The 12,866-nt window shown below is 40.5% G+C and carries 16 protein-coding genes and 1 other annotated feature; of the genes, 1 reads left to right on the top strand and 15 read right to left on the bottom strand.

Annotated elements, in window-relative coordinates; translation table 11 throughout:
• Nucleotides 1-74 precede the first annotated feature (74 nt).
• Nucleotides 75-321, bottom strand: a binding site (T-box leader).
• A 107-nt stretch (nt 322-428) separates the two neighbouring features.
• The 8 genes from AB685_RS31710 to AB685_RS13045 all read right to left on the bottom strand — a co-directional run bounded on the left by AB685_RS31710 (nt 429) and on the right by AB685_RS13045 (nt 7,633).
• Entirely contained in the window at nt 429-575 is a 147-nt protein-coding gene (locus AB685_RS31710; protein WP_198530506.1) for a hypothetical protein, read from the bottom strand.
• Nucleotides 576-631: 56 nt separating this feature from the next.
• A complete protein-coding gene (locus tag AB685_RS30915) occupies nt 632-823 on the bottom strand; it encodes a hypothetical protein (RefSeq protein ID WP_128755858.1) in 192 nt (63 codons plus the stop codon).
• A gap of 206 nt (nt 824-1,029) precedes the next feature.
• Entirely contained in the window at nt 1,030-1,806 is a 777-nt protein-coding gene (locus AB685_RS13070) for a 3-hydroxybutyrate dehydrogenase (RefSeq protein ID WP_047971050.1), read from the bottom strand.
• Between the two features lie 27 nt (nt 1,807-1,833).
• On the bottom strand, nt 1,834-3,156 hold the full coding sequence (locus AB685_RS13065) for a GntP family permease (RefSeq protein WP_047971049.1): 1,323 nt from the start codon (nt 3,154-3,156) through the stop codon (nt 1,834-1,836).
• A 244-nt stretch (nt 3,157-3,400) separates the two neighbouring features.
• Nucleotides 3,401-4,771 (bottom strand): sigma-54-dependent Fis family transcriptional regulator, encoded by a 1,371-nt coding sequence (locus tag AB685_RS13060; RefSeq protein ID WP_047971048.1) that lies wholly within the window; start codon nt 4,769-4,771, stop codon nt 3,401-3,403.
• Nucleotides 4,772-4,895: 124 nt separating this feature from the next.
• The gene (locus AB685_RS13055; protein ID WP_047971047.1) at nt 4,896-5,741 is read right to left on the bottom strand and encodes a M15 family metallopeptidase; all 846 of its coding nucleotides are present in this window, start codon (nt 5,739-5,741) and stop codon (nt 4,896-4,898) included.
• 97 nt (nt 5,742-5,838) lie between these two features.
• Entirely contained in the window at nt 5,839-6,951 is a 1,113-nt protein-coding gene (locus tag AB685_RS13050) for a HAMP domain-containing sensor histidine kinase (protein WP_047971386.1), read from the bottom strand.
• A complete protein-coding gene (locus AB685_RS13045; protein WP_047971046.1) occupies nt 6,944-7,633 on the bottom strand; it encodes a response regulator transcription factor in 690 nt (229 codons plus the stop codon). The genes AB685_RS13050 and AB685_RS13045 overlap by 8 nt, the downstream gene beginning before the upstream one ends.
• Before the next feature lie 409 nt (nt 7,634-8,042).
• Here AB685_RS13045 and ggt point away from each other — a divergent pair, with 409 nt between their 5' ends.
• A complete protein-coding gene (gene ggt / locus AB685_RS13040) occupies nt 8,043-9,806 on the top strand; it encodes a gamma-glutamyltransferase (protein WP_047971045.1) in 1,764 nt (587 codons plus the stop codon).
• A gap of 63 nt (nt 9,807-9,869) precedes the next feature.
• On the opposite strand, the gene gvpU (AB685_RS13035) is transcribed toward ggt, so the two are convergent.
• The 7 genes from gvpU (AB685_RS13035) to AB685_RS13010 all read right to left on the bottom strand — a co-directional run bounded on the left by gvpU (AB685_RS13035) (nt 9,870) and on the right by AB685_RS13010 (nt 12,862).
• Nucleotides 9,870-10,262 (bottom strand): gas vesicle accessory protein GvpU, encoded by a 393-nt coding sequence (gene gvpU, locus AB685_RS13035; protein ID WP_047971044.1) that lies wholly within the window; start codon nt 10,260-10,262, stop codon nt 9,870-9,872.
• Between the two features lie 62 nt (nt 10,263-10,324).
• The gene (gvpU, locus tag AB685_RS32105) at nt 10,325-11,050 is read right to left on the bottom strand and encodes a gas vesicle accessory protein GvpU (RefSeq protein ID WP_241773291.1); all 726 of its coding nucleotides are present in this window, start codon (nt 11,048-11,050) and stop codon (nt 10,325-10,327) included.
• 20 nt (nt 11,051-11,070) lie between these two features.
• Nucleotides 11,071-11,838, bottom strand: coding sequence for a YtxH domain-containing protein (locus AB685_RS31295; protein WP_047971043.1), 768 nt, complete (start codon nt 11,836-11,838; stop codon nt 11,071-11,073).
• A 15-nt stretch (nt 11,839-11,853) separates the two neighbouring features.
• The gene (locus AB685_RS13020) at nt 11,854-12,186 is read right to left on the bottom strand and encodes a gas vesicle protein (RefSeq protein WP_047971042.1); all 333 of its coding nucleotides are present in this window, start codon (nt 12,184-12,186) and stop codon (nt 11,854-11,856) included.
• On the bottom strand, nt 12,150-12,320 hold the full coding sequence (locus AB685_RS31705) for a hypothetical protein (protein WP_198530505.1): 171 nt from the start codon (nt 12,318-12,320) through the stop codon (nt 12,150-12,152). The genes AB685_RS13020 and AB685_RS31705 overlap by 37 nt, the downstream gene beginning before the upstream one ends.
• A 16-nt stretch (nt 12,321-12,336) precedes the next feature.
• Complete coding sequence (locus AB685_RS13015) at nt 12,337-12,621, bottom strand: gas vesicle protein K (protein ID WP_047971041.1); 285 nt, start codon at nt 12,619-12,621, stop codon at nt 12,337-12,339.
• Nucleotides 12,587-12,862, bottom strand: coding sequence for a gas vesicle protein (locus AB685_RS13010; RefSeq protein WP_047971040.1), 276 nt, complete (start codon nt 12,860-12,862; stop codon nt 12,587-12,589). Before AB685_RS13010 ends, AB685_RS13015 begins: the two co-directional genes overlap by 35 nt.
• Between the last annotated feature and the right edge of the window lie 4 nt (nt 12,863-12,866).

Raw genomic sequence — 12,866 nt, 5'->3', positions numbered from 1 at the left:
TAATTGTCTAACTTTTTAAATACGCATTAAACATTGATAAACAGCCGAAAAATACAAAAAACCCCTCATCCCAATAAAGGGACGAGAGGTTTGAATATACTTAACCTACCGCGGTACCACCCAGATTATTATCACAGTATAGTGCGATAATCACTCGAATCCTTAACGCGGATGATACGGCGAAATATTACTGCCTTCTGAATGAAGGGTTCACACTTGCTACTCCAAGGCGAGTTCATGTCCGATCGTTTGTTGACTTCCACCACCCGTCAACTCTCTATGCTCGTTTCGTCCACTACTATTCCTTTTCAACGTATAAGTTTTAGTTGTTAGTTTGTATTGTAATGAATTTGCTGAAAAACTGCAAGGGGTATTTTCACTAATCATTATGAACGTTATTTGGAAAAGTATTCAATAGCAAGGCTTTGTTAACAGCAGGATGATTCCTTTTCGTTCTGGCTTTGGTTGCAGCAATCCTCTTGTTCAGCTTCTTCACAACATGCCTGATCTTCCTTCACTTCAATAATTTCCACCCCACAACAATTTGCATCTTTCTTCTTTAAAAATGAGAACATGATTTTTTCCTCCTTTTGATATTTAAATCAATATTTTTTGATTAAAACCCCAAAAACTAGTTTTGTGCACAGCATGGATCTTGTTGTTGATTCTGGTTGTGTCTGATAAATTTGTCATACAGGTTTTGAAGTTTGCTGAGGAAGTTTATTCTGCTACCCATTGAAGCTATGGCCAAGCGGCTGTCATGATGCAAGGATTCTAATCTTTGTTCGTTCAATTTTGTAAGCGTGTATGGATGTGTGTTCACATTACTCTCTCCTTTAAATCAAATTTTATTGATTAATTAATTTCATTATATGTTCAAAGGAAAAAATATGCAACTAATTAAATCAAAAATATTTGATTTAATTTTCGACATAAATTTTATTAAAGTAATCTAACCTCAAAAAAGAGAGTCTCAGATCCACTCTTCCGTAAAAGAACAGTACCCTGAGACTCTCTGTTATTAAACCATTACTGCACCGTATATCCACCATCAATGACCACTGCCTGGCCGGTAACCCCACCAGCCGCATCACTGCTCAGGAACATCGCATAATCCGCAATTTCCTTCACTTCCAATAGTCTGCGCTGTGGAACCAGTGGGTAAATAACCTCTTCCAACACCTTCTCCAAAGCAACATTTCTGGTTTCCGCCAAATCCTTCAGCTGATTACGAACGAGAGGCGTATCCACATACCCCGGACATATTGCATTTACAGTAATCCCGTGGGCTGCTCCCTCCAAAGCGGAAACCTTCGTCAACCCGATTACTCCATGCTTCGCGCTATTGTAGGCAGCTTTCCCGGCAAAACCGACCAAGCCGTTAATGGAAGCCATATTCAGAATCCTACCGAACCCCTGGGCTTTCATGATTGGAAAGGCATGTTTTGTCGCGACAAAAGGAGCAACCAGCATGACCCGTGTCAGCAACTCAAATTTCTCTGTAGGAAAATCTTCAATCATTGATACATATTGCAATCCTGCATTATTGATCAGTACATCCAGCCGCCCGAACTCAGCGACGGTTGCGTCAATCACGGATTTCAGTTCTTCTTCCGAGGTTACATCACAACGTAATCCTTGTGCAGTCAACCCCAGGCGGTTCAATCCTTCTCCCGCCTCTACAACATTCTCTTCATTCAGATCGGTCAGAACGACCTTTGCTCCTGCTTCGGCAAACTGCTTTCCAATCTCGTACCCTATTCCTTGGGCTGCTCCCGTGATGAGAACAACTTTATCATTAACCAATGCTCCAATCTCCCTTCACAATAGTTATTAGATTCCTAGTCCCATAGAAAACAGCGCAATTGCCAATGCCAAGCCGATTAACGGAACAATGACCGTTACAGCTGCAACCGGGCCGTATGCCGCCTGATGCGTCTCACCACAGATCGCCCGGACGGTTGTTACGACATATCCGTTATGCGGCAAGGAATCGAGCGCACCGGAAGAAATGGCAACCGTACGGTGAAGTGCCTCCGGGTTTACACCCATATCCATGTAATGAGGCGCAATTAATGGCAGGGCGATTACCTGACCACCAGAAGCGGAACCTGTCATACCTGCGATGACGCTGACCGCGATTGCTGCACCGATGAGCGGGCTTCCCGGAATGTTTGTCATTGCCTCAACGACCGTACCGAATGCCGGAACTTTTTGAGCCACTCCACCAAATCCAACTACCGCAGCCGTGTTACCAATGGCTATTAAAGCACCCATTGTACCTTCTGAGATTGCGTTCCAGAAGTTCTTGAAGTATTTTCGGCCGAGAACATAAGTCGTGATGATTCCACCGAGTAAAGCAATGATTAATGCTGACTGCTTTAAATCATCATGGAAAATGAACGAAATAATTAAAACTACAGCTAGCGGAATAAAACTCAAGAACGGATTAGGAAGTGCCCTTCCTCCATCAATAACAGGATCCGCCTCTCTGGAAACAAACGTTTCCCCGCGTCCAACCGCTTTGGAAATCATACGTTTCAACCACCAGTAGCCAAAAATCATCATAAACACTGCAACTAGTGCACTTACTTCCCAACCCGCATATGGATTTGTGTCTAAATAAGGAATTGGAATCCAGTTCTGGATTTCCGGAGATCCTGCAGATGTCATCGTAAATGTTACCGAACCAAATGCAAGTGCTGCCGGAATAAATCTCCGAGGCAAGTTCGCTTGCTTAAACAAGCTGATTGCCATCGGATAAACCGAGAACGCCACAACGAATAAACTAACTCCTCCATAAGTCAAAATCGCACAAGCTGCGACAATTGCTAATACAGCAAAACGCATTCCAAGCTTATCTACAACCAACTTGGATACAGAATCCGCCGCTCCGCTATCCTCCATCACCTTTCCAAAAATGGCACCAAGCAAGAACATCAGGTACCAGGATGTCACGAAGGACGAAAAACCGCCCATGTAACTGCTGACAAAGTTGACTTCCCCCTCAGCCACAAGTTGTGGAAATAATGGCATTCCACTTAGAAGTGCTACAAATAGTGCCGACAATGGACCTACTACAAGAAGGTTCATGCCTCTCATCGTTAAAATAATTAATAATGCCAAACCACCGATAAGACCAATCATGCTCCACATCTGTCTTTCCTCCTCTAATTAGGTAAACGCTTACAAACCTATGAAAGCAAATACCATTGTTTTTTGTCTTCCGAACTTATCAATGCAAGAACCGTGCCAACTTGCAAAGTTAATTGTTTCAATATTTCAAACAAAAAGTTTTTCCGGATTTCTGGACAAAAGGAGACAGAGTCATACAAACTAAAGGATTCCAGAAATCCGGAACACTTTCCGATTTTCTGGAATCCTGAGAGTGCTTACTATTTCATTGAATCGAATATTTTTTTAACTTTTCATAGAGACTTGATTTACTGATGCCAAGTTGTTTGGCGGCCCCTAGCTTATCATGTTGATATTTTTCCAAGGTCTGAATGATTGCCTGCTTTTCAGCATCCTCCAAAGTTTCTTTTAACGACTTAGACCCAATCGGGATGGAGAATGAATCTGTCAGGTAATCAGGGAGCGCCTCCAATGTCAGCTTTTCTCCCGTCGACAAATGAACGGCTGCCTGGATGACATTCTCCAGCTCCCGGATATTCCCCGGCCAGCGGTATCGGGACAATGCAACAAGGGCATCCTCCGCTACCGACGTAACCCTCCTGCCGGTCCGCTTACATATCTTCTGGATAAAATGCTCCACAAGTAACGGGATATCTTCTTTTCTCTCGCTAAGGGAAGGGATATGAAATGGGATGACATGGATCCGGTAATATAGGTCATCACGGAAACGCTTCTCCTCCATCATCTTTTCCAAAGGCCTATTGGTCGCAGCAATGACACGTACGTTCACCTGTACAGGCTTTATCGCACCAACCGGCTCCACTTCCCCTTCCTGTAAGGCCCTCAACAGTTTGATCTGCATCGGCAGGGACATGTCCCCTATTTCATCCAGAAAAAGCGTGCCTCCGTCCGCAAGATGGAATTTCCCCTTTTTCCCGCCTTTTTTGGCACCTGTAAAAGCCCCTTCTTCATAACCAAATAATTCGGATTCAAGGAGGTGCTCAGGAATGGCTGCACAATTTAGTTTAATAAAAGGCATCTGGCTGCGGTCGCTTAGTTGGTGTATGCTGTGTGCAAACAATTCCTTCCCCGTTCCACTCTCGCCTCGAATCAGAATTGATACATCGCTTGCAGCAATCTGCTTCACCTTATCTTTCAATAGACCGATAAGCTTGGAGTTTCCGATAATATCCTCTAGCGTGTATTTCACACCAGTCTGCTGCTCGTATTCCTGCAGATAGTTTCGTATTCTGCCAAGCATGCTTTTGACATGACTGTTCATCTTGTCCCATTCACTCGTATCCCGGAAAATGACGGTTCCATATGCTCCGATCACTTTCTGATTTTTATCGAAAATCGGTACACGGTTGGCAATCATGTAGTTTCCGCGAATATATTGGAGATCGGCAAGCTCCACCTTTCCGGTCTTCACCACTTCATGCATGCGTGTATTCTCTATTACACCTGTCACATGCCTACCAATCACTTCTTTATTATCAACCCCTATAAATTCGCAATAACTATCATTCATATAAATGATATTGCCTTCATGATTGACCACGACTATCCACTCAAATGCATTAGCGATAATTGTGTCCATCATTTCATCTGTCAGCAAGCTTTCCTTTACTCCCATCGTTTTACCCCTCCTGCATGTCTGCACTAAATATAGCACAAAAATCTGACAATTATGAGAGCGATTACACAATATCATATATTACAGATTTGATAGAAGAGAAGTAACTACATATTCCCCTCTTCTAATGTTGCACAGTCACAATGACACCATCCATATTGTCTCCAGAAATTTCATAATGTTGTCCATTCGGTACATTAATTGTCACGTCACGAGAAATGTGATTATAAGATATAGTATACTTTTTCCCATTAAAGCTAGCGGAAATATCTTTTTCTTTTTTTAGATATTCTAAATATTCTTCCAGAGCTAAATTTTCCTCTTTCATAATGGCACTATGTGGTAAACCAACGTAGCGAATATGCCATGGTTCATATTGAATGCCAGTTATTTCCGTTTTATCTTTTGGATAGCGTAAAATAAATCCGTATTTCCAAGCATTTTTTTCAATCCATTTCCCTTCAAGCGCCTTGTCCATCGCCATTTGTGTGGATCCGACATCAAGCGATATACCTAAATTATGTTCACTAAAACCTGCTGGTAAAGCATAGTCGGCACCTATTTCTTCATAAATTGCTTGCTGCTCCTCAAAATTTCGATATCCACTACTAATGGTGAAGTTCCGAACTCCTTCTTTTTTAGCGGCTACTACCATCTCTAAGAATTTTCGAGCGACACCCTCTGATAAGCTGATATCTGTTTTGAGCACCTGATATTCTTGTGTCAATTCTTCATTTCCAAATAAATTAACGATATCAGTTTTAACACTATCTTTATTAATAGGAAATGCCTTATTCACTAATAGTAGATTTCCCTGATAGACTTGATCACTTAAAATCTCTATTTTGTCGCTATATTCATTCGAGTTTTCTTGGTTAAACCTTTGAATCTCTACTCTATCTTCCGTCATCTTTATAGTTACAATGCATAAGCAACATACGACTATAAACAAAAATCCCCACTTCTTCATTTTAAATCTTCCTCCTTCAATCTACTTTGAACCTATATATAGAATAGGAAAATCTTTTTAAATAAATAGTAGGGTAATGTTTAAATTTTTCTTAAATTTATTCTTGTTCTCCTTCACTACTTTCAAAGGGCAGACGCACCTCAAATACTGTTCGTATTAGATCACTTTCAACAGAAATGATACCCTGGTGTTGTTCTACAATATTCTTTGCAATGAATAGGCCTAGACCAGTTCCCCCTTCTTGGTGTGTTCGTGCCTGATCCCCAGTAAAAAACATGTCAAAAAGATGAGGCAAATCATTAGAAGGAATACTATCACCATAATTCACTACCTGCACAATCACTTCCCCAGAATCTATACAACCATTAATATCTACAAACTCACCATCAAACCCATAACGAATGGCATTGGTCATAAGATTTTCAAATACCCTTGCCAACAGCTCTCCATCTCCAAAAATCGGAAGTGACGGGGTTACCTTCATTCTAACTTTCAATCCATTCTTTTCGAATAGAGGATACAATTCATCCGTTAATTGATATAAAAGATCATGTAAGTTTATTTGCATCCTCTTCATTGATAGCATCCCATAATTCATTCTTGTTATTTTAAATAATTCATCAATAAGTCTTTCTAGCCTCTGGGACTTAGTAAAGGCAATCGTTATAAAATGCCTTTGTTGTTCTTTCGTTAAACTTTCATCCTTTAGGATTAAGTCTAAATAACCTAATACGGATGTAAGAGGAGTACGTAAATCATGGGCTAAATTTACGACTAATTGATCCTTACTGCTTTCTGCGAAGTCACCTCTTTCTATTGCTTCTTTTAGTTGCTTACTTGCAAGATTAATCCCTTCGGCAATTTCGCTAAATTCATCATTAGTTGTAACCTCAACTCTGTGGTTAAAGTCACCCACAGAGAGCTTGTTAATTCCTTTTGAAATTTCTTTAAAATAGATAGAATACGAACGAGTAAATATAAAGAAAAATAAAATGGATAATGGGATGAATATTAATAAAAATGAGTTAATATCACCAAATTGTCCCATCAACATGCGAACACGTGCCAGTGGATCTTCCAAACGAACGGAAGTACGATAATAGTATTGCAGTACTATAAAAATTAAAAAGGTAATAATACCAGCTAATCCCATACTTAATCCAAATAAGATCAACATTTTCGAGCGGAAATTGTATAAAATTTTAGCCATTGAATGCATAGCCTACTCCCCAAATGGTTTTTATCAACTTATTTTTCCGTTTATCTTCTTCAAGCTTTTTCCTTAATGTACGAATATGTACCATCACTGTATTCGCACCTTCATAATATTCCTCTCCCCATACCTGTTGAAAGATAGTTTCAACATTGTAGACTTTCTTCGGATTACTAGCTAATAAGTACAAAATATCAAATTCCTTCGGTGTAAGCTCGACCCTCTCCCCATAAAGCAAAACTGTCCTTTGCTCAGGGGAAATGACTAATCCTTCATATTCCAATATAGTCTGGACCTTATGCTGATTCAGCTTCATAGCACGTCGTAATTGGGCATTTACACGCGCGACTAATTCTATAGGAGCAAATGGTTTTGTCATATAGTCATCAGCACCTATAACTAGACCTTGCACTTTATCAAATTCAGACGTTTTAGCACTTAAAAAAATAATGGGCATATTATATTGTTCGCGAATACGCCTTGTTACTTCATATCCATCTAATTTCGGCATCATAATATCCAAAATCACCAAATCAATAGTATGAGTTTTGATTACCTGGATAGCTACTTGTCCATCTAAAGCCTTAACAACGTGGTAACCTTCTTGTTTTAAGTGAATAGCCACTAAATCAGCAATCTCCGGCTCATCATCAGCAATTAATATAGTTATTTGTTTCATCTCATCTCCCACACTCCTGTATCCAATAGTACATAGAAATCGATAATTATTAATTCAACTCTACTAAGAGGTCCGCTTTATTTTAGACAGTAAATGATATTATTTCAACAATAATGACGCTCGTTTTATTCTTTACTTCTACTTCTTTAAATATGAACTTAGCATTTTATAAAGCTGAACGATACCATTAAACGGAATCCCTTTCTTATGTGCATTCCATGCTTCATACGTCCTACTAACAAAGATGGATAAATATGTTTTCTCTTAATAATAGATTAGGACATATGTATGACCCTCTAGTTAGGTTTGCTTATTTTTCTGAATTTTCAACCTATTTTATTGACCCCCCTCCTCGTAAAACTTACCCTTGTTATAGAAATACTTTAAAAAAATGAGGCGAGGTGGGAACATGAAGAAAAGAAAGTTTAGAGCTATATTTTCAATTATTTTATCACTAACCTTGTTACTGGCATTTATCCCAAATGTGGGACTAGCCCAAAAACCAGGTACAGGCAGTAACGAAGTGGCCGTTGGTAAGGATGGAATGGTATCCACATCACATCCTTTGGCGTCTGAGATTGGCGCGGATATTCTGCGTAAAGGCGGAAACGCCATGGATGCAGCCATTGCTGTCCAATTCGCATTAAATGTTGTAGAACCGATGATGTCTGGAATTGGCGGTGGTGGCTTTATGATGGTATATGATGCAGAGACGGATGAAACAACGATTGTAAATAGTCGTGAACGGGCTCCAGCTGGCGCGACACCGGATATGTTCTTGAATCCTTATGGTAGCATCATCCCATTTCAAGAGCGTGTTAGACACGGTAACTCTGTGGGGGTTCCTGGAACCTTGAAGGGACTTGAGGCTGCCCATGAGAAATGGGGGACCAGACCTTTTCAACAGCTGATCACCCCTGCATTCAAGCTTGCACAAAAAGGATTTTCAGTAGATAGGCAGCTGGCATTACAAATTGAAAACAATAAGGAAAAATTGGCGGGGACTGCTGCCAAGGAAGTGTTGCTTCCTGATGGTGAACCACTTAAAGAGGGAGATTGGCTTGTCCAAAGGGATCTCGCGAAAACATTCAAACTGATTCGATCTCATGGATCAGAAGTGTTTTACACTGGAGAAATCGGTGAAGCACTTGCTGATGTGGTTCAAGACTTTGGCGGGAGCATGACGATAGAAGACCTTCAAAACTACGAGGTTACAGAGGACGATCCGGTATGGGGAGAATATAAAGGCTATGACATTGCCAGTATGCCTCCTCCAAGCTCAGGAGGATTGTTCTTACTACAAATGCTGAAGACATTGGATAGCTTCGATATCAGCCAATATGACCGGAGATCGAAAGAGGTGTATCATCTACTTGCTGAAGCCATGCATCTATCGTATGCAGACCGTGGTGCGTATGCGGGAGATCCTGAATTCGTGGAAGTTCCGATGACAGGCCTCCTTCATCCAGATTACATCGCTGAGCGCAGTGCGCTAATCGATATAAATTCTGTGAACACCAACCCACAGCCAGGAGATCCTTGGCAATATGAAAACGTTGACCCTAATTATAGTGTAGTAGAGCAAAATGATGAGAAGGATATTGGGGAAACCACCCACTTTACTGTAGCTGACCAATGGGGAAACCTGGTTTCCTACACTACTACCATTGAACAAGTATTCGGCTCCGGGATCATGGTACCTGGCTACGGCCTAATGCTTAATAACGAGTTGACCGATTTTGATGCAAGACCAGGCGGAGCTAATGAAGTCCAACCTAATAAACGGCCGCTTAGCTCTATGACCCCAACGATTGTTTTTGAAGATGGCAAACCTATTATGAGTGTCGGATCACCTGGCGGACCTACCATCATTACTTCCGTACTTCAAGTGGTGCTGAATGTCATGGACTATGAAATGGGGCTCGAAGAAGCGATCGCCGAACCTCGTATTTATACAAATGCCATCAACAGCTATCGTTACGAAGATGGAATATCCAATGAAGTGCTATCTGAACTCAACTCCATGGGACACCGTTTCCCATCAAGTTCAGAACTGATCGGAAATGTGCAAAGTATCTTAATAGATTACGAAAAAGGCGAGTATGTTGGTGTTGCCGATGCAAGACGTGATGGAGCTTCAGTAGGCTACACACGTCCTGGAAAAAGAAAATGAACTAACTGAAAGCAGCTGTCAGAACGATCTGACAGCTGCTTTTCTTGCCGAATTTCATATCCTTTAAGATTCATTTGAGATCCTTCCTAAAAAGAAGCCGTCCACCTCGCTCAATTTCCCTCTCCAGAGTATCTTACCCTCCGATGGGGTGGGTTTACTGTCTCCACAATAAACCTTTGTATTTTTCAAATGGATGAAATTCGCTTCAGCTTCTTTACTTGATTCAAAGCTTTCTCCTGCCGCAGCAAGTTGATCACTGATTTTTTGGGCTACTTCATTTCCATCTTCAAAGGTTTCACTCATCGTCTCAAAGTAATCCTTTGCCGGTATAAGAGTACCTGATATAACAGCACCGTTAACGTTCAAGGTTATATCCAGTGAAAAACCATGTATATTGGCTGCTTGCACAAAGAACTCTAGAATACTATCCTTACTGGCACTAAGTTCATTATTCATTTACAATTCTCCTTTCTTCTGCAGTAAAGAAAGTCTGACTATTTTATTTTCTCTTTCTAAACTTATTTGGATTTGGTTGTCTTTTTAGCTGTGGTTTTCTTTTGTGTTTTGGAAGTACTAGATTTAGTACCAGAACGCTTTTTCTGATTCTTTTCTTTCTCTTTATCATCTTCAGATGGCTCTTCACTTGAATCCTGCTTTTGTTCAGGCTTTTCTTCAGGCTTTTCTTCAGACTCTTCTTCGCCTTCAGATTCTTCGCTCTTATCCTCTTCTTGATTATCAGGGCTAAGTTTAGCTATCATATCTTCCAACTTACCAATACGATCTGTAAGTTTACCATTTTTATCTTTTAAGGATTGATAATCGCTATTGTCCGATTCTTCCTGTTCCTGCTCTTCATCACTGTCGGGAATATTATCTAAAAAGAAACCGTTAATATCACTTAGCGGCCCTCTCCATAGAGCTTCCCCCTTTGAAGGGGTTGATTTACTGCTGCCACAAAATATTTTTGTATCCTTAAGGTGGATGAAGCTAGCTTCAGCATCTTCTTCTGAATCGATTGCTTCTCCTGCTTGTGCAAGTTTTTCACTAAGCTGTTGAGCGACATCACTGCCGTCTTCAAAAGTTTCGCTCAAGCTAACGAAGTACTCCTTAGCTGAAACAGTAGTCCCTGTAACAATGGCACCATTTACATTTAAAGTGATATCAATGGATACATTATGCTTGTTCGTTGCCTGAACAAGGAAAGCAAGAATGCTGTCTTTCCCTGTCGCTTGTTCTTTAGTCATGTTAAAACTCCCTCCATTCATTAAGATGAAGTATCGTCATCACTTGATAGAGTGGTTTCATCACTCTCTTCATCTTTTTTCTTTTGAGATTTAGATGATTTTTTAGCTGTAGAACGTTTCTTTTTCGGTTTTGTTTGCTTTCCTTTTTCATCATCATCTTCATCACTATCTTCTTCATCTTCCGATTCTTCATTGCTCTCATCTTCATCTGCAGAATCTTCTGCCCCTTCATCCACTGGCTCTTCTTCACTGTCGTTTTCCTCTTCAGCTTCTTCGTCGGAGCTATTACTTGCTTCTTTCTCATCCGTTAGTTTTGTCAGCATTTCCTCCAATTTGCCTAAGCGGTCGGTAAGATTTTTGTTTTCTTCCTTCAGGGATTCGTAATCTTCATTTGTGGAATCCTTTGTAGACTCTTTTGTTGCTGCCACTTCTTCTTCATTTGAACTATCTTCTTCTGAATCATCCTTTTCAGATGCATCGTCACTTGCTTCATTTTCTTTATTAAATAAGCCTTTTGTTGAACTTTTAATAGATTCATAAGCTTTCTTGGATTTTTCCTTCGCAGTCTCTCCAAAACTGGAACTCTTCGTTTTAAGAGCATCCGTATCGATACTATCCAATAGTTTTTTCCCGTTTTCAGGAGTAGCTAAGTAGCCTACTGTCGCCCCAATGATGCCACCAGTGATAGAACGTGTTAACGGACCTGCATAAGAATTCCCTTTTTCTTCCTTACTTGTGTTTTGTTCCTCTGTTTGATTTTCTGATGTTTTACCTTTGTTTTCTGCCATGATAAAAACCTCCTATTAGTAGTTGAATTCAGTTGAATTTAATCTGTTTGAATCTAGTTTTCTTTCGAGAGATTCAAGTCTCTCCTGTAACATTTTATTTTCTTCTTCCAGTGCTTTGGTGTTGTTATCTACCGCTTTTGAGCTAAGGTAAGGATCCGTCTCCCACCAATCCATCCCGATCTCTTTCGCTTTATCAACTGAAGCGACAATAAGACGTATCTTGATGGTCAACAGCTCCACATCTGCGATACCTACTGTGATGTCACCGGCGATTACGACACCTTTGTCTAGAATTTTCTCAAGCACATCAACTATCGTACTTGATTGTCCAGTCGTTTGAACTGCCATTTATGAACCCTCCTTAGGGTAACGGATGAAGGCTGATTTCGCATATTCCATTGCTTTGGCGTATTCTTAAATTCCACGTAATAATCGTAGTTTTCGTGCTCTTTTCCTACATCTACGAAGTAAGCAACAAACATTGAGAAAAGAGCTTATTTATAGCAAGCTTCCTAGAGGTCCAAGGTCCAGGTTCAAGTCGTCTGCATCAAGGCCGAATATTTCTTTTAACTCTTCCATCTTTTCTTCTAGGTTCATTAAAGCTTCGCCCAGATCCTCAATTTGCTCATCGGTCAACGTTCCGCCTTCCACGCGGCGCATTGCATGACGTTCCACGATTTGCCTCAGAAGTTCCACCACTGTTAGGACAAGCTGAGCCAATCCATGTTCCGCTTTATCTGGATCTAAATTAATTCTTCCACTTGTCGGGTTGGCCGGTTGCATATATTAATCCCTCCCTTTGATTATCAAATTCTACTGAAGATACCGTCTTGCCATTTCCCTGCTTTGCCTGGACAAGGGATTCTACAGATGCAATCAAGACACGGAGATCTAAATACACAAGATCAACTCCCGCAATGGAAATGACCAGATCCGCTTTTATTGCCACACCTTTATCAAGTATGACGTCCAAAATATCTATTAATGCTATATCTTTATTTTCTATAGAATCTCTATGGGACATATAT

The sequence above is a fragment of the Bacillus sp. LL01 genome (assembly GCF_001037965.1).
The sequence above is the reverse complement of the archived record's forward strand: the minus strand, read 5'-3'. Positions and strand labels throughout refer to the sequence as shown.